The 16990-nt window shown below is 62.6% G+C and carries 15 protein-coding genes; 9 read left to right on the top strand and 6 right to left on the bottom strand.

Annotation, left to right across the window (positions count from 1 at the left end; translation table 11 throughout):
* Nucleotides 1–4: 4 nt before the first annotated feature.
* Nucleotides 5–1201, bottom strand: coding sequence for an SfnB family sulfur acquisition oxidoreductase (locus tag B9N88_RS22965; protein WP_027606296.1), 1197 nt, complete (start codon nucleotides 1199–1201; stop codon nucleotides 5–7).
* Nucleotides 1202–1355: 154 nt separating this feature from the next.
* Nucleotides 1356–1919 (bottom strand): helix-turn-helix domain-containing protein, encoded by a 564-nt coding sequence (locus B9N88_RS22960; RefSeq protein WP_027606295.1) that lies wholly within the window; start codon nucleotides 1917–1919, stop codon nucleotides 1356–1358.
* A 92-nt stretch (nucleotides 1920–2011) separates the two neighbouring features.
* Between B9N88_RS22960 and B9N88_RS22955 the strand changes: the two genes are divergently transcribed.
* The 7 genes from B9N88_RS22955 to B9N88_RS22925 all read left to right on the top strand — a co-directional run bounded on the left by B9N88_RS22955 (nucleotide 2012) and on the right by B9N88_RS22925 (nucleotide 9105).
* Nucleotides 2012–2941, top strand: coding sequence for a DMT family transporter (locus B9N88_RS22955; RefSeq protein ID WP_027606294.1), 930 nt, complete (start codon nucleotides 2012–2014; stop codon nucleotides 2939–2941).
* Between the two features lie 124 nt (nucleotides 2942–3065).
* Nucleotides 3066–5987 carry a monovalent cation/H+ antiporter subunit A gene (locus B9N88_RS22950; protein ID WP_027606293.1) on the top strand — a complete coding sequence of 974 codons (2922 nt, stop codon included), beginning with the start codon at nucleotides 3066–3068 and terminating at the stop codon, nucleotides 5985–5987.
* A complete protein-coding gene (locus tag B9N88_RS22945) occupies nucleotides 5987–6331 on the top strand; it encodes a Na+/H+ antiporter subunit C (protein WP_003192163.1) in 345 nt (114 codons plus the stop codon). Before B9N88_RS22950 ends, B9N88_RS22945 begins: the two co-directional genes overlap by 1 nt.
* Complete coding sequence (locus tag B9N88_RS22940) at nucleotides 6328–8010, top strand: monovalent cation/H+ antiporter subunit D (protein WP_027606292.1); 1683 nt, start codon at nucleotides 6328–6330, stop codon at nucleotides 8008–8010. Before B9N88_RS22945 ends, B9N88_RS22940 begins: the two co-directional genes overlap by 4 nt.
* Nucleotides 8007–8495, top strand: a complete 489-nt coding sequence (locus B9N88_RS22935; RefSeq protein ID WP_027606291.1) for a Na+/H+ antiporter subunit E — start codon at nucleotides 8007–8009, stop codon at nucleotides 8493–8495. Before B9N88_RS22940 ends, B9N88_RS22935 begins: the two co-directional genes overlap by 4 nt.
* Nucleotides 8492–8770, top strand: a complete 279-nt coding sequence (locus tag B9N88_RS22930; RefSeq protein WP_005789171.1) for a K+/H+ antiporter subunit F — start codon at nucleotides 8492–8494, stop codon at nucleotides 8768–8770. The genes B9N88_RS22935 and B9N88_RS22930 overlap by 4 nt, the downstream gene beginning before the upstream one ends.
* A complete protein-coding gene (locus B9N88_RS22925) occupies nucleotides 8767–9105 on the top strand; it encodes a Na+/H+ antiporter subunit G (RefSeq protein WP_027606290.1) in 339 nt (112 codons plus the stop codon). Before B9N88_RS22930 ends, B9N88_RS22925 begins: the two co-directional genes overlap by 4 nt.
* A 389-nt stretch (nucleotides 9106–9494) precedes the next feature.
* Here B9N88_RS22925 and cysS read toward each other — a convergent pair whose 3' ends face one another.
* Both cysS and B9N88_RS22915 read right to left on the bottom strand, forming a co-directional pair.
* A complete protein-coding gene (cysS, locus tag B9N88_RS22920; protein ID WP_027606289.1) occupies nucleotides 9495–10883 on the bottom strand; it encodes a cysteine--tRNA ligase in 1389 nt (462 codons plus the stop codon).
* A gap of 20 nt (nucleotides 10884–10903) precedes the next feature.
* Nucleotides 10904–12604: a glutamine--tRNA ligase/YqeY domain fusion protein gene (locus B9N88_RS22915; RefSeq protein ID WP_027606288.1), complete on the bottom strand. Its 1701-nt coding sequence runs from the start codon at nucleotides 12602–12604 to the stop codon at nucleotides 10904–10906.
* A 249-nt stretch (nucleotides 12605–12853) separates the two neighbouring features.
* Between B9N88_RS22915 and B9N88_RS22910 the strand changes: the two genes are divergently transcribed.
* Nucleotides 12854–13357, top strand: a complete 504-nt coding sequence (locus B9N88_RS22910; protein ID WP_027606287.1) for a peptidylprolyl isomerase — start codon at nucleotides 12854–12856, stop codon at nucleotides 13355–13357.
* Nucleotides 13354–14103 carry a UDP-2,3-diacylglucosamine diphosphatase gene (gene lpxH, locus B9N88_RS22905; RefSeq protein ID WP_027606286.1) on the top strand — a complete coding sequence of 250 codons (750 nt, stop codon included), beginning with the start codon at nucleotides 13354–13356 and terminating at the stop codon, nucleotides 14101–14103. The genes B9N88_RS22910 and lpxH overlap by 4 nt, the downstream gene beginning before the upstream one ends.
* A gap of 154 nt (nucleotides 14104–14257) precedes the next feature.
* Here the strand turns inward: lpxH and B9N88_RS22900 are convergent, their stop codons facing one another.
* Nucleotides 14258–15787, bottom strand: coding sequence for a DHA2 family efflux MFS transporter permease subunit (locus B9N88_RS22900; RefSeq protein ID WP_027606285.1), 1530 nt, complete (start codon nucleotides 15785–15787; stop codon nucleotides 14258–14260).
* The gene (locus B9N88_RS22895) at nucleotides 15787–16986 is read right to left on the bottom strand and encodes an HlyD family secretion protein (protein WP_027606284.1); all 1200 of its coding nucleotides are present in this window, start codon (nucleotides 16984–16986) and stop codon (nucleotides 15787–15789) included. The genes B9N88_RS22900 and B9N88_RS22895 overlap by 1 nt, the downstream gene beginning before the upstream one ends.
* Nucleotides 16987–16990 lie beyond the last annotated feature (4 nt).

Raw genomic sequence — 16990 nt, 5'->3', positions numbered from 1 at the left:
GTCCTCAGTTCCAGGCGTGGCGCGCAGGCTTGACGCCGTTGAGCACGAAATTGCCGATCAGGTGGTATTTCCAGCGGGCCGGGTCGTGCAGGGTGTGGGTCCGCGCATTGCGCCAGAAGCGGTCGAGGTTGTGCTTGGCGGTGACCGAGCGGGTGCCGGCCAGTTCGAAGAGTTTGCTGCTGGCGAGCAACGCGGTTTCGGCCGACAGGACCTTGGCCTGGGCGACCACCAGTGAAGCCTGGGCGACGGTGTCTTCATTCGGTTCGGCAAGGGCCCGGTCGACGGCGAGGCCGGCCTTGGCGAGGATCGCTTCGGTGCCGTGCACACGCCACTCCAGGTCGCCGATGGCGGCGATGGTGAACGGGTCCTGCCAACCGTGATCCTGCTGGCTGTCGATCCACGGACGGGCCTGGCGCGCGAAGATTTTTGCCTGCTCAAGGGCGCCGAGGGCAATACCGGTGTCGACCGCCGCCTGGATAATTTGCGAAATCGGCCCGTCCGCGGTGGGCTGGTCAAACGCCAGGTGGGCGGGAATCACCGCGCTCAAGGGCACGCTCACGCCGTCGAGGGTCACGCCGCCGCTGGCGGTGGTGCGCTGGCCGAAACCGTCCCAGTTGTCGATCACGGTCAGGCCTGGCGCATCGCGCTCGACGAGGCCGATGAACGCCTGGCCCTTTTCGTTATTACCCACGGTGGGCACGATATGGGCGAACAGCGCGCCGGTGCAGTAGAACTTCTCGCCGTTGATCTGCGCGGTGTCGCCGTGGAAGCGAATCTGCGTGTCGAAGGTGCCGGCGTTTTTGCTCTTGGCCTCGGAGAAGGCGTTACCAAAGCGATAACCCGCCAGGACTTTGCCAAAGTAGTGGCGTTTTTGTTCCTCGGTGGCGGTTTGCAGCAGGATGTCCACCACGCCCAGGTGGTTCTGCGGGATTTGCCCCAATGACGGGTCGGCGGCGGAGATCAACTTGATCACCTCGGCCACCGTCACATAGGACACCCCGGCGCCGCCATAGGCCTTGGGAACGGTGATGCCCCACAGGCCGCTGGCGGAAAACTCGTCCAGTTCGGCCACCGGCAGGCGCCGCTCGCGGTCGCGCGCACTGGCGTCGACGGCAAAGCGTTCGGCCAGGCGCTTGGCGACCTCGATGGCCTCCGCGTCCGAGCGGATGATATGGGCAGGTTGTTGAGGGTGGGCAGACATGGGCCGACTCCAGGCTCCGAGGGGATACTGGAGTGTTTGCAGGAGTCGTGCCTGATTTTAATCGTCAGTAAAATCAGCCGGTTGCCGCGTAAACAGGCGTACAACCGCAGTTTCAAACCAGCAAAGTGTGCATCCACTGTTGGCTGGCAAACAGTTAGATCACCACATTGCGCACAAAGCGCACGGCGACCTGGCCGTCATTGCGATAGGCATGGGGCTGGTGGCTGGCGAACATGAAGAATTCGCCGGCGCCGATGGTATTTTCCTGCTCGCCGACCACCAACGTCAGGCTGCCCTCGAAGACGAACAGTTGCTCGCTCCACCCCTCCAGGTCGGGGTCCGGGCAATAGCGATCGCCCGGTTCAAGACGCCACTCCCATAACTCGACCTCGCGCCGCGCCGTGGCCTTGGCCAGCAACACCGCCTTGCTGCCGTCGATTTCCCCCGCCCAGGCCAGTTCGTTGATGCGGCTGTGATCGCGCACATCCGGCGCCTGGATCAGGTCGCTGAACGCCACATCCAACGCTTCGGCCACACGGTCGAGGGTGGACAGGCTGACGTTCTTTTCCCCGGCCTCGATGGCCACCAGCATGCGCCGGCTGACCCCGGACTTTTCCGAGAGCGCAGTCTGGCTCAGGTCGGCGGCGTGGCGCAGGCGACGAACGTTCTGGCTGACGTGCTGCAGGACCGAGGCCCGTTGTGGATTTTCTTTGTGCACTATATTGCTCAATGGGTGGGTGTGCGCAGTATACTGCCCAGCGTGCGGCGCATTGTGCGGTCCGTGCCTTTCCCTTGCAAGACCGAGCCGCCATGACCACGCCGAACTCCCCCTCGCGTTTCCACCGTTTCAGTAAAGCCGAGTGCATCCTGGTGTTTATTACCATGATCTGGGGCGGCACGTTTTTGCTGGTGCAGCATGCCATGACTGTCAGCGGGCCGATGTTTTTCGTGGGCCTGCGCTTTGCGGCGGCGGCGATTGTGGTCGGGTTCTTTTCCTTGCGTACCCTGCGCGACCTGACGTTGTTCGAGCTGAAGGCAGGCGTGTTCATCGGCGTGGCGATCATGTTCGGCTACGGCCTGCAGACCATTGGCCTGCAGACGATCCTGAGCAGCCAGTCGGCGTTCATTACCGCGCTGTATGTGCCGTTCGTGCCGCTGCTGCAATGGCTGGTGCTGGGCCGGCGCCCGGGGTTGATGCCAAGCATCGGCATCATGCTGGCGTTTGCCGGGTTGATGTTGTTGACCGGTCCCGCCGGGGCTTCGCTGAATTTCAGCCCCGGGGAAATCGCCACCCTGATCGGTGCCGTGGCGATAGCGGCGGAAATCATTTTGATCAGTGCGTTCGCCGGGCAAGTGGACGTACGCCGGGTGACGGTGGTGCAACTGGCGACGGCGTCGCTGCTGTCGTTTTTGATGGTGGTGCCGATGGGCGAGGCACTGCCGGGGTTCTCCTGGCTGCTGCTGTTCAGCGCCGTGGGCCTGGGCCTGACCAGTGCGGTGATCCAGGTCGCCATGAATTGGGCGCAGCAAAGCGTTTCGCCGACACGGGCCACATTGATCTATGCCGGTGAGCCGGTGTGGGCCGGGGTAGTCGGGCGGATCGCCGGCGAGCGATTCCCGCCGATTGCCATGCTGGGGGCGGCGTTGATTGTGGTGGCGGTGATTGTGAGTGAGATCAAGACAAAAGGGCAAAAGGCCATCGAGTTGCAGGATGAGCGGGAACAGGAGCAACAGGGCTAGGGTCCGAAACAATGCCAAACGGGAGTTTTCGACCTACTTTGTAGGATCCTGCCACATGTTGCCGTTTGGTGATCGACAAAGCGGCACGTATGATGCATCCCAAACTCCCGCAGATTAGAAGCCTATGTCCCTGATAGTTCTACTGCTTCTGCCTTTTATCGGCAGCTGTCTGGCGGCCTTGCTGCCGCACAATGCACGTAACACCGAATCCCTGCTGGCTGGCCTTGTGGCCCTGGTCGGAACCGTTCAAGTCGCCCTGCTCTACCCCCAGATCGCCCACGGTGGCGTGATCCGCGAAGAATTCATGTGGTTGCCCAGCCTTGGGCTGAACTTCGTGCTGCGCATGGATGGGTTCGCCTGGTTGTTCTCGATGCTGGTGCTCGGCATCGGAGCGCTGGTGTCGCTGTATGCGCGCTACTACATGTCGCCGGACGATCCGGTGCCGCGTTTCTTCGCGTTTTTCCTGGCCTTCATGGGCGCCATGCTCGGGCTGGTGATTTCCGGCAACCTGATCCAGATCGTGTTCTTCTGGGAACTGACCAGCCTGTTCTCGTTCCTGTTGATCGGCTACTGGCACCATCGCGCCGATGCGCGTCGTGGTGCGTACATGGCCTTGATGGTCACCGGCGCTGGCGGCTTGTGCCTGCTGGCGGGCGTGATGCTGCTGGGGCATATCGTCGGCAGCTATGACCTGGACCAGGTGCTGGCCGCCGGCGAGCAGATCCGCGCGCATTCGCTGTACCCGGTGATGCTCGCCCTGGTGCTGATCGGCGCCCTGAGCAAAAGCGCGCAGTTTCCGTTCCATTTCTGGCTGCCCCACGCCATGGCTGCACCGACCCCGGTGTCTGCCTATCTGCACTCGGCGACGATGGTGAAGGCCGGCGTGTTCCTGCTGGCCCGCCTGTGGCCGTCGCTGTCCGGCAGCGAAGAATGGTTCTGGATCGTCGGCGGTGCCGGCGCCCTGACCCTCCTCCTCGGCGCTTACTGCGCCATGTTCCAGAATGATCTCAAAGGCCTTTTAGCCTATTCCACCATCAGCCACCTCGGGCTGATCACCCTGCTGCTGGGCCTCAACAGCCCGCTGGCCGCCGTCGCCGCGGTGTTCCATATCCTCAACCACGCCACCTTCAAGGCCTCGCTGTTCATGGCGGCGGGCATCATCGACCACGAAAGCGGCACGCGGGACATCCGCAAGCTCAGTGGCCTGGTGCGCCTGATCCCGTTTACCGCGACCCTGGCGATGGTGGCCAGCGCATCCATGGCCGGCGTACCGTTGCTCAACGGTTTCCTGTCCAAAGAGATGTTCTTCGCTGAAACCGTGTTTATCTCATCGACCCAATGGGTGGAAATCGCCCTGCCCCTGATCGCGACCATCGCCGGTACGTTCAGCGTGGCCTACGCCCTGCGCTTTACCGTGGATGTGTTCTTCGGCCCGCCCGCCACCGATCTGCCCCACACGCCTCACGAACCCCCGCGCTGGATGCGTGCCCCGGTTGAGCTGCTGGTATTCACCTGCCTGCTGGTGGGCATCTTCCCGGCCCAGGTGGTCGGTTCGATCCTCGCCGCTGCGGCGCTGCCGGTGGTCGGCGGCGTGCTGCCGGAATACAGCCTGGCGATCTGGCATGGCTGGAATGCACCGATGATCATGAGCCTGGTGGCCATGTCCGGTGGCGTGGTGCTCTACCTGCTGCTACGCAAACAACTGAAGCGCGGGCGTTTCAAGTACCCGCCGGTCATCAGCTACTTCAACGGCAAGCGCGGCTTCGAGCGCAGCCTGGTGGTGATGATGCGCGGCGTGCGCAGGATCGAGAAACGCATCAGCACCAAGCGCCTGCAGACCCAATTGTTCCTGTTGGTGATCGTCGCGGTGATCGGCGCCATGATCCCGATGCTCAACAGCGGCCTCAGCTGGGGCGACCGCCCGAAGATCCCGGGCTCCATCGTGTTCGTCACCCTGTGGCTGCTGGCGATTGCCTGTGCCCTGGGCGCCGCCTGGCAAGCCAAGTACCACCGGCTCGCGGCCCTGACCATGGTCAGCGTGTGCGGCCTGATGACCTGCGTCACCTTCGTGTGGTTCTCGGCGCCGGACCTGGCGCTGACCCAGTTGGTGGTGGAAGTGGTCACCACCGTACTGATCCTGCTCGGCCTGCGCTGGCTGCCACGGCGGATCGAAGAAGTCTCGCCACTGCCCAGTTCGCTGCGCAAGGCGCGCATCCGTCGTCTGCGCGACTTCCTGCTCTCCACCGTGGTAGGCGGCGGCATGGCGCTGCTGTCCTATGCGATGCTGACGCGCCAGACGCCCAACGATATTTCCTCGTTCTACTTGAGCCGCGCCCTGCCCGAGGGCGGTGGCAGCAATGTGGTGAACGTGATGCTGGTGGACTTCCGGGGCTTCGATACCCTCGGCGAAATCACCGTGCTCGGCGCCGTGGCGCTGACGGTGTATGCCCTGCTGCGTCGTTTCCGCCCGTCCAAGGAAAGCATGGAGCTGCCGCCACAGCAGCGTCAACTGGCGCCGGACGTGGCCACCGACCTGGTCAACCCGCGCCAGGCCAGCGACACCGCCCTGGGCTTCATGATGGTGCCGGCGGTGCTGGTGCGCCTGCTGCTGCCGATTGCGCTGGTGGTGTCGTTCTACCTGTTCATGCGCGGCCACAACCAACCGGGCGGCGGGTTTGTCGCCGGCCTGGTGATGTCGGTGGCGTTTATCCTGCAGTACATGGTTGCCGGTACCCAGTGGGTCGAGGCGCAGATGAGCCTGCGGCCGATGCGCTGGATGGGCTTCGGCCTGTTCTCGGCGACGCTGACCGGGATCGGCGCGTTGTTTGTCGGCTACCCGTTCCTCACCACCCATACCTGGCATTTCAGCCTGCCGCTGCTGGGCGATATTCATGTTGCCAGCGCGTTGTTCTTCGATGTGGGCGTATACGCCATGGTCGTCGGCTCGACGCTGCTGATGCTCACCGCCCTCGGCCACCAGTCGGTGCGTGCGCATAAACCGAGCAACCAGGCCAAAGTAGTCGCCGCCACCGAAGGAGCCGCCTGATGGAAGAAGTCATCGCAATTGCCATTGGGGTCCTGGCGGCCTCCGGCGTCTGGTTGATCCTGCGGCCACGGACGTTCCAGGTGGTGATGGGCCTGTGCCTGTTGTCGTACGGGGTCAACCTGTTCATTTTCAGCATGGGCAGCCTGTTTATCGGCAAGGAGCCGATCATCAAGGACGGCGTGCCCCAGGACTTGCTCAATTACACCGATCCCCTGCCCCAGGCCCTGGTGCTTACGGCGATCGTGATCAGCTTCGCCATGACCGCGTTGTTCCTGGTGGTGCTGCTGGCGTCACGGGGCCTGACCGGCACTGACCATGTGGACGGCCGGGAGCCCAAGGAATGAATTGGGTCAACCAACTGATCGTCGCCCCGATCCTGCTGCCGTTGCTCACCGCCGCGCTGATGCTGATGCTCGGCGAAAAACGCCGCCCGCTGAAGGCCAGGATCAATCTGTTCTCCAGCGTCATCGGCCTGGGCATAGCGATCCTGCTGTTGTACTGGACGCAAAAAGGCGGCCCCGGCTCGATTGGGGTGTACCTGCCGGGCAACTGGCAGGTGCCGTTCGGCATCGTGCTGGTGGTCGACCAGCTCTCGGCGCTGATGCTGGTGCTCACCGGGATCATCGGCGTGAGCGCGCTGCTGTTCGCCATGGCCCGTTGGGACCGTGCCGGTACCAGTTTCCATGCGCTGTTCCAGATCCAGATGATGGGCCTGTACGGCGCGTTCCTCACGGCGGACCTGTTCAACCTGTTCGTGTTCTTCGAAGTGCTGCTGGCGGCGTCCTACGGCTTGATGCTGCACGGCTCGGGCCGGGCGCGGGTGTCGTCGGGGCTGCATTACATCGCGATCAACCTGTTGGCGTCGTCGCTGTTCCTGATCGGCGCGGCGATGATCTACGGCGTGACCGGCACGCTGAATTTCGCTGACCTGGCACTGAAAATCCCGCTGGTTCCCGAGGCGGATCGCGGCCTGCTGCATGCCGGTGCGGCGATCCTCGCCACCGCATTCCTGGCCAAGGCCGGCATGTGGCCGCTGAACTTCTGGCTGGCCCCCGCCTATTCCTCAGCCAGCGCGCCGGTGGCGGCGATGTTCGCGATCATGACCAAGGTCGGCGTGTACACCGTGCTGCGCCTGTGGACCCTGTTGTTCTCCGGCCAGGCCGGCGCATCGGCGTTGTTTGGCGGCGACTGGCTGGTGTACGGCGGCATGGCCACGATCATCTGCGCGGCGCTGGCGATGGTGGCGGCGCAGCGGCTCGAGCGCATGGCCAGCTTGAGCATCCTGGTCTCGGCCGGGATCCTGCTGTCGGCCGTTGGTTTCGCCCAGCCAAGCCTGACCGCCGGGGCGCTGTTCTATCTGGTCAGCTCCACCCTGGCGTTGAGTGCGCTGTTCCTGCTGGCCGAATTGATCGAGCGTTCGCGCTCGGCCAACGACCTGCCGCTGGATGAAGAGATTGACGCACTGCCCAAGGCCATGGAATCCCTGCATCCGCGTCCTGGCGTGAACCTGGATGACGAGCAGAAAGCCGTGGTCGGCCAGGTGATTCCCTGGACCATGGCCTTCCTCGGCTTGAGCTTTGTCGCCTGCGCCCTGCTGATCATCGGCATGCCGCCGCTGTCCGGGTTTATCGGCAAGCTGAGTTTGTTGAGTGCGCTGGTTAACCCGTTGGGCCTGGGTGTCAGTGTGGATGAACCCATTCGTCCCGCGGCCTGGGGGTTGGTGGCGCTGTTGATCCTCTCGGGCCTTGCCTCGCTGATCGCCTTCGCCCGCCTGGGTATCCAGCGCTTCTGGACCCCGGAAGAGCGCCCGTCGCCCTTGCTGCGCCGCTATGAGTGCGTGCCGATCTTCTTCCTGCTGGGCCTGAGCATCCTGCTGACCTTCAAGGCCGAGCCGCTGATGCGCTACACCCAGGCCACTGCCCAGAGCCTGAACAACCCGGAACACTACGTGATGGCGGTGATGGCCACGCGTCCGGTCCCCAGCCCCGAAGCCAAGACCGCCGCGCTGGAGGTTCAACCATGAAGCGCCTGTTGCCTGCCCCATGGTTGTCCCTCGCGTTGTGGTTGCTGTGGCTGGTGCTGAACCTGTCCGTCAGCCCCGGCAACCTGCTGCTGGGCGCGCTGCTGGGCTTTCTCGCGCCGCTGCTGATGGCGCCGCTGCGCCCGCTGCCGATCCGCATCCGCCGCCCTGGCGTGATCATCCGCCTGTTTTTCCTGGTCGGCCGCGATGTGATCGTCTCCAACCTGCAAGTGGCCTGGGGCGTGCTGATGTGCGGCTCCCGCCCACCGCGTTCGCGCTTCGTCAAAATCCCCCTGGACCTGCGCGACGCCAACGGCCTCGCCGCCCTGTCGATGATCACCACCGTGGTCCCCGGCACCATCTGGTCGGAACTGGCGCTGGACCGTAGCATCCTGCTGCTGCACGTATTCGACCTGGAGGATGAAGTGTCGTTTATCGAGCACTTCAAGACCACCTACGAGCGGCCCCTGATGGAGATCTTCGAATGAGCGCCCTGCTCTCCAATGCGATCCTGTTCAGCCTGTTCCTGTTCTCCCTGGCCATGGTGCTGACCCTGATCCGCCTGTTCAAAGGCCCGTCGGCCCAGGACCGGGTCCTGGCGCTGGACTACCTGTACATCCTGGCGATGCTGATGATGCTGGTGCTGGGTATTCGCTATGCCAGCGACACCTACTTTGAAGCGGCGCTGCTGATTGCGCTGTTCGGCTTCGTGGGCTCGTTTGCCCTGGCCAAATTCCTGCTGCGTGGGGAGGTGATTGAATGATGCCGTTATGGATGGAAATCGTCGTCGCGGTGCTGCTGGTGTTGAGCAGCGTATTTGCGTTGATCGGCGCGATTGGCCTGCTGCGCATGAAAGACTTCTTCCAGCGCATGCACCCGCCGGCGCTGGCCTCGACATTGGGCGCCTGGTGTGTGGCGCTGGCGTCGATTATCTATTTTTCGGTGCTCAAGTCCGGGCCGGTGCTGCACGGGTGGCTGATTCCGATTTTGTTGGCGATCACCGTACCGGTGACCACGCTGCTGCTGGCCCGGACGGCGCTGTTTCGCAAGCGCATGGCCGGTGATGATGTACCGGCCGAGGTCAGCAGCCGCCGCTGAGCGCTGAGGCGAACACGGTTAAAAATGTGGGAGATGTCGAGCTTTAGCGAGGCTTCGATGGCGGCGGCACAGTTGGTAGAGGTGTTGGCTGAAACACCGCTATCGGGAGCAAGCCCCCTCCCACATTTGATTGCGGTTGACAGGTAGAAAGCAGCCCGGCTGTAGATCTCAAGGATACCGCCAATCCCCTGTGGGAGATGTCGAGCTTTAGCGAGGCTTCGAAGGCGGCGGCACTGTTGACAGGTATGTTGGCTGACCCACCGCCATCGGGAGCAAGTCGAATCGTCGCGCCGCCCCTCCCACACGGGATCGGGTGAGCCGCTCACTAAAACAGTGTGCAAAAAAACGCCCCGAACCAGTCGGGGCGTTTTTCATCCAGCGTTTGCCAATCAGGCCTGATCAGCCAACCGCCAGGTAGTCCCGCCCTTGCCGTCTTCCAACACCACACCCATCGCGGTCAGTTGGTCACGGATACGGTCGGACTCCGCCCAGTCCTTGTTGGTGCGAGCAGCCAAGCGCGCCTGGATCAACGCATCCACCTCAGCCGCATCCACACGGCCTTCGGCGCCGGCTTGCAGGAAGTCATCAGCCTCCATCTGCAACACGCCCAGCACACTCGCCAGTTCTTTCAAGCGCGCCGCCAGGCCCGCCGCTGCGTCGAGATCGCTCTCGCGCAGGCGGTTGATCTCGCGCACCATCTCGAACAGCACGGCGCAGGCTTCCGGTGTGCCGAAGTCGTCGTTCATCACTTCGGTGAAGCGTGCCACGAACGCTTCGCCGCCGGCCGGCGCCACGGATGGCAGGCCTTTCAACGCGTGGTAGAACCGCTCCAGGGCGCCCTTGGCGTCCTTGAGGTTGTCTTCCGAGTAATTGATGGCGCTGCGGTAGTGGCTGGACACCAGCAGGTAACGCACCACTTCCGGGTGGTACTTTTCCAGCACGTCGCGGATGGTAAAGAAGTTGTTCAAGGACTTGGACATCTTCTCGCCATTGATGCGGATCATGCCGCAGTGCATCCAGGCGTTGGCGTAGGTCTTGCCGGTGGCGGCTTCGCTCTGGGCGATTTCGTTTTCGTGGTGCGGGAACTCGAGGTCGCTGCCGCCGCCATGAATGTCGAAGGTCTCGCCCAGGCAGCAGGTGGACATCACCGAGCATTCGATGTGCCAGCCCGGACGCCCGGCGCCCCATGGCGATTCCCAGCTCGGCTCGCCGGGCTTGGTGCCTTTCCACAGCACGAAGTCGAGCGGATCCTGCTTGGCTTCGTCGACTTCGATGCGCGCGCCGATGCGCAGGTCTTCGATTTTCTTGCGCGACAGCTTGCCGTAGCCCATGAACTTGGCGACGCGGTAGTACACGTCACCGTTGCCAGGAGCGTAGGCGTAACCCTTGTCGATCAAGGTCTGGATCATGGCGTGCATGCCGGGGATGTGGTCCGTGGCACGCGGTTCCATGTCCGGCTTGAGGATGTTGAGGCGCGCCTCGTCCTCGTGCATGGCGGCGATCATGCGCTCGGTCAGCGCGTCGAACGACTCGCCGTTCTCGTTGGCGCGGTTGATGATCTTGTCGTCGATGTCGGTGATGTTGCGCACATAGGTCAAGTCATAGCCGCTGAAACGCAACCAGCGGGTCACCAGGTCGAAGGCAACCATGCTGCGGCCGTGGCCGATGTGGCAGTAGTCGTACACGGTCATGCCGCACACGTACATGCGCACCTTGTTGCCATCCAGCGGCTTGAAGACTTCTTTGGTCTTGCTGAGTGTGTTGTAGATCGTTAGCACGACAGTTCCTTAAAACAGAATCACTGGCCCCACGAATCACGCAAGGTCACGGTACGGTTGAATACCGGCTGACCAGGTTTCGAGTCCTTGATATCCGCGCAGAAGTAGCCTTCGCGCTCGAACTGGAAACGGTCTTCCGGCTGTGCGTCGCCCAAAGAGGGTTCGGCACGACAACCGGTGAGCACTTGCAGGGAGTCAGGGTTGATGTTGTCGAGGAAACTGGCGCTGTCTTCGGCCTTTTCAGGATTCGGCGAACGGAACAGGCGATCGTACAGGCGCACTTCGCACTCGATGCTGGCAGCGGCCGGCACCCAGTGGATCACGCCCTTGACCTTGCGGCCTTCCGGGTTCTTGCCCAGGGTTTCCGGGTCATAGGAGCAACGCAGTTCGACGATGTTGCCCTCGGCGTCCTTGATCGCTTCGTCGGCGCGGATCACGTAGCTGCCGCGCAGGCGCACTTCGCCGTTCGGCTCCAGGCGCTTGTAGCCTTTTGGCGGTTCTTCCATGAAGTCATCGCGGTCGATGTAGATTTCACGGGCGAACGGCAGCTTGCGCACGCCGAGTGCTTCGTTCTGCGGATGACGCGGCAGTTCGAGGTGGTCGACCTTGTCTTGCGGGTAGTTGGTGATCACGACTTTCAACGGACGCAGCACGCACATGGCCCGTGGCGCGTTCGCGTCGAGGTCCTGGCGGATGCTGAACTCGAGCATGCCGTAGTCGACCACACCGTCTGAGCGGTTGGTGCCGACCATCTCGCAGAAGTTGCGGATCGACGCCGGGGTGTAGCCACGGCGGCGGAAGCCCGACAGGGTCGACATGCGTGGGTCGTCCCAGCCATTGACGTGCTTTTCATCCACCAGTTGCTTGAGCTTGCGCTTGCTGGTGATGGTGTAGTTGAGGTTCAGGCGGCTGAATTCGTACTGACGCGGGTGCGCCGGGACCGGCAGGCTGTCGAGGAACCATTCGTACAGCGGGCGATGGCTCTCGAACTCCAGGGTGCAGATGGAGTGGGTGATGCCTTCGATGGCGTCCGACTGGCCGTGGGTGAAGTCGTAGTTCGGGTAGATGCACCACTTGTCGCCGGTCTGGTGGTGATGGGCGTGGCGGATGCGGTACATGATCGGGTCGCGCAGGTTCATGTTCGGCGAGGCCATGTCGATCTTGGCGCGCAGCACGCGGGCGCCGTCCGGGAACTCACCGGCGCGCATGCGGGCGAACCAGTCGAGGTTCTCTTCTACGGAGCGGTCGCGGAACGGGCTGTTCTTGCCCGGTTCGGTCAGGGTGCCACGGTATTCCTTGGCCTGCTCGGGGGTCAGGTCGTCGACGTAGGCCTTGCCGGCCTTGATCAGCTCGACGGCCCAGTCGAACAGCTGGTCGAAGTATTTGGAGGCATAGCGCACTTCACCGGACCATTCGAAGCCCAGCCACTTGATGTCGCTTTCGATGGCGTCGATGTATTCCTGGTCTTCCTTGGCCGGGTTGGTGTCGTCGAAACGCAGGTGCGTGACGCCACCGAACTCCTGGGCCAGGCCGAAGTTCACACAGATCGACTTGGCGTGACCGATGTGCAGGTAGCCGTTGGGCTCTGGCGGGAAGCGGGTGACGATCTGCGTGTGCTTGCCCGAATCCAGATCCGCCTGGATGATCGGGCGCAGGAAGTTGACCGGGACGGCAGGTCCGGCCTTGGAATTCGAGGTAGGGTCGACAGTGGGCTTGCTCATAGGATCCTTGAACAGACAGGTTCGTGGCCGGTTGGGGCCAGATAAAACAAAGGCGATATCATAGCTGATGCTGTCAAGACACTGACAGGTCACGACCAAAAACTGCTGCTTTAATTAACCAGGCGGTAAAAAACCACCTCGAAATTCCTGCCGGGCACGCTAAACTGCGCGCCTTGGCCGCCGTTTAGCCAGACAGGTAAGGCGCCCCAGGCGTCCAAACCCACGAATTCCCTGAAAAGAGTAGTGAACATGACTCAAGTCAAACTGACCACCAACCACGGTGACATCGTCATCGAGCTGAACGCCGAGAAAGCGCCGATCACCGTCGCCAACTTCATCGAGTACGTTAAGGCCGGCCACTACGAAAACACGGTTTTCCACCGTGTCATCGGTAACTTCATGGTCCAGGGCGGCGGTTTCGAGCCTGGCATGAAAGAAAAGAAAGACAAGCGCCCAAGCATCCAGAACGAAGCGGACAACGGCCTTTCCAACGACAAGTACACCGTCGCCATGGCCCGTACCATGGAGCCGCATTCGGCCTCCGCGCAGTTCTTCATCAACGTGGCCGACAATACCTTCCTGAACCACAGCGGCAAGAACGTACAGGGCTGGGGCTACGCCGTGTTCGGTAAAGTCACCGAAGGCCAGGACGTAGTCGACAAGATCAAAGGCGTGTCGACCACCTCCAAGGCCGGTCACCAGGACGTTCCGGTCGAAGACGTGATCGTCGAGAAAGCCGAGATCGTTGAGTGATATTACTGATTTCAGATTTGCATCTGGAAGAGGAGCGCCCGGACATTACCCGGGCGTTTCTGGATCTGCTCCACAACCGCGCCCGTGGCGCCCAGGCGTTGTACATTCTGGGGGACTTCTTTGAAGCCTGGATTGGCGACGATGGGATGACGCCCTTCCAGCGTTCGATCTGCGAGGCTCTGCGCGAGCTGAGCGACAGCGGTACCCCGATTTTTATCATGCATGGCAACCGCGACTTCCTGCTCGGCAAGGCGTTCTGCAAAGCGGCAGGCGCCACCTTGCTCAAGGACCCGAGTGTCGTGCAGCTCGCAGGCGAACCCGTGCTGTTGATGCACGGCGACAGCCTCTGCACCCGCGACCTTGGCTACATGAAGCTGCGGCGCATCCTGCGTAATCCCATCGTGCTGTTTATCCTGCGTCACCTGCCGTTGCGCACCCGCCATCGGCTGGCGCGCAAGCTGCGCAGTGAAAGCCGTGCGCAAACGCGCATGAAGGCCAACGACATTGTCGATGTCACGCCCGAGGAAGTGCCGCGGGTGATGCAGCAGTTCGGCGTGCGCACCCTGGTCCACGGCCACACGCATCGCCCGGCGATCCATAAGCTGCAGATTGGCGACCAGGCGGCCAAGCGCATTGTGCTGGGGGATTGGGACAAGCAGGGCTGGGCGTTGCAGGCGGACGAGCAAGGCTTTCAGTTGGCGGCGTTTGACTTCGTCAATCCGCAGCTGGCGTTGCCTGGCGCCTGATCCTCGAATCCCCCTGATTCAATGTGAACAGAGATCAAAATGTGGGAGCGGGCTTGCCCCCGATTAGGGCGGGTCAGTAAAAGATGTTCAACTGACACTCCCTCATCGGGGGCAAGCCCCCTCCCACAATTGATTGCATTTCAGTCTTTGCCAATCAGTGGCCGGACGCTTCCGGCCCTGCCTTGGCGCCAAACGGCGGTTTGGCCAGCCACACCAGCAGCATCAACCCCATGAACATCCACCCCAGCAACGTGAAGTAATCCACGGTGGACATCATGTACGCCTGGCTGGTGAGGATCTGGTCCAGTTGCGCGTAGGCCTTGTGCCCTGCCCCACCGAGCGCCTGCAGCGCGTCGCGGGTGGCCGAGTCATAGGTGGTCATGTTCTCGCTCATGTACGCATGGTGCTGGTCCGCCCGGCGGATCCAGATCCAGGTGGTCAGCGAGGCCGCAAAGCTGCCGCCCAGGGTCCGCAGAAAGGTCGCAAGACCGGCGCCGTCGGCAATCTGGTGCGGTGGCAGGTCGGACATCAGGATGCTCAAGGTCGGCATGAAGAACAGCGCCACGCCGATGCCCATGAACAACTGCACCAGGGCAATGTGGGTGAAGTCCACCTCATTGGTGAAGCCCGCGCGCATAAAGCAGCTCAAGCCGATCGCCAGGAACGCCAGGCCCGCCAGCAGGCGCAGGTCGAACTTGTGCGCGTACTTGCCCACGAACGGTGACATCAGCACCGGCAGGATGCCGATCGGCGCCACCGCCAGGCCGGCCCAGGTGGCGGTGTAGCCCATCTGGGTTTGCAGCCACTGCGGCAGGATCAGGTTGATGCCGAAGAAGCCCGCGTAGCCGAGGATCAACACAATCGTGCCGATGCGAAAGTTACGGTAGGCAAACAGCCGCAGGTTGACCACCGGGTGCTTGTCGGTCATTTCCCAGATGATGAACACCGCCAGGGCAATCACCGAAATCGCCGCGCCCACAATGATGAAGTTGGATTCGAACCAGTCCAGGTCGTTGCCCTTGTCGAGGATGATCTGCAACGCGCCGACGCCCACGATCAGGCTCAACAGCCCGACGTAATCCATCGGCTGGTAGCTGGTGGTCACCGGGCGCTTCTTCAATTGCGCACGCACCACCATCACCGCAAAGATGCCGATGGGGACGTTGATAAAGAAGATCCACGGCCAGCTGTAGCTGTCAGTGATCCAGCCACCGAGGATCGGCCCTGCAATCGGCGCCACCACCGTGACCATCGCCAGCAACGCCAGGGCCATGCCACGCCTGGCCGGCGGGTAGACCGCGATCAGCAGGGTCTGGGTCATCGGGTACAACGGCCCGGCCACCAGGCCTTGCAGCACCCGGAAGCCGATCAGTTCGGGCATCGAAGTGGAAATACCACAGAGGAACGAGGCCAGCACAAACAGCATGGTGGCCCACAGGAACAGCTTCACTTCGCCAAACCGCCGGCTCAACCAACCGGTCAGCGGCAAGGCGATGGCGTTGCTCACCGCAAACGAGGTGATCACCCAGGTGCCCTGCTCCGAACTCACGCCGAGGTTGCCGGAAATGGTCGGCAAGGCCACGTTGGCGATGGTGGTGTCGAGCACCTGCATAAAGGTCGCCAGCGACAGGCCAATGGTGGCCATCAACAGGCTGGGCGGCGTGAAGGAGGCGTTATTGCTCATCAGCGCTGCACAGCCTTGGGCGCGGCGATGCTGTTGGCATGGATCAACTCGGTGATCATGGCGTCAGCCTCGGCCAATTGGCGGTCGTACACGTTGGTGGTGAAGGTCGCCTTCTGCGGCGCCTGTTGCGCCAGCACCGGGCCGCTCTGGTCATGCAGGTCGACATTGACGACAGTGCTCAGGCCGACCCGCAGCGGGTGCTTGGCCAGTTCTTCGGCATTGATGTGGATGCGTACCGGCACCCGTTGCACGATCTTGATCCAGTTACCGGTGGCGTTCTGCGCCGGCAGCAGGGCAAACGCACTGCCGGTGCCGGCGCCAAGGCTATCCACGGTGCCGCTGAATTTCACGTCGCTGCCGTAGATGTCCGACTCGATGTCCACCGGCTGGCCAATGCGCATGTCGCGCAATTGGGTTTCCTTGAAGTTGGCGTCGATCCACAACTGGTTCAGCGGGATCACCGCCATCAACGCCGTACCCGGCTGCACGCGCTGGCCCAGTTGCACGGTGCGCTTGGCCACGTAGCCGGTGACCGGCGCGATCAAGGTGCTGCGCGCATTGGCCAGGTAGGCCTGGCGCAGTTGCGCGGCGGCGGCCTGCACGTCCGGGTGGGACGAGATCACGGTGTCATCCACCAGCGCATTGCTGGTCTTGAGTTGCTGCTCAAGGTTGGTCAGCGCGTTTTTCGCGGCGGTCAGGCTGTCACGGGCGTGGGACAGTTCTTCCTGGGAAATCGCGCCTCCCTGGGCCAGGGTCTTGCGGCGGTTGAAATTGTCCTGGGCGGTTTGCACATCGGCTTTCTGTGCGTTGACCTGGGCTTTCATGCCATCGACGTTGCTGTACAAGCCACGCACCTGGCGCACGGTGCGGGCCAGGTTGGCCTGGGCACTTTGCAGGCCGACGGCGGCGTCGTTGGGGTCGAAGTTGATCAGCACCTGGCCTTCGTGGACCAGGTCGCCATCGTCCGCGCCGATGCTGACCACGGTGCCGGTGACCAGCGGGGTGATTTCCACCACGTTGCCGTTCACATAGGCGTCGTCGGTGCTCTCGTTGAAGCGCCCGTAGAATTCATACCAGCCCCATACGCCCACGACGCCGAGGATGACGATCAGCGCGAGGCCGATCAGCATGACCTTGCGTTTGCGTGGGTTGTTGTCTTTGGGTTGTTCGGTAGCGGTGGTGTTTTCGGCAGTGGCCATGACA

It is taken from the genome of Pseudomonas sp. LAMO17WK12:I1 (assembly GCF_900177315.1).
GTDB lineage: Bacteria > Pseudomonadota > Gammaproteobacteria > Pseudomonadales > Pseudomonadaceae > Aquipseudomonas > Aquipseudomonas marginalis.
This window is presented reverse-complemented; position numbering and strand designations above follow the sequence as displayed.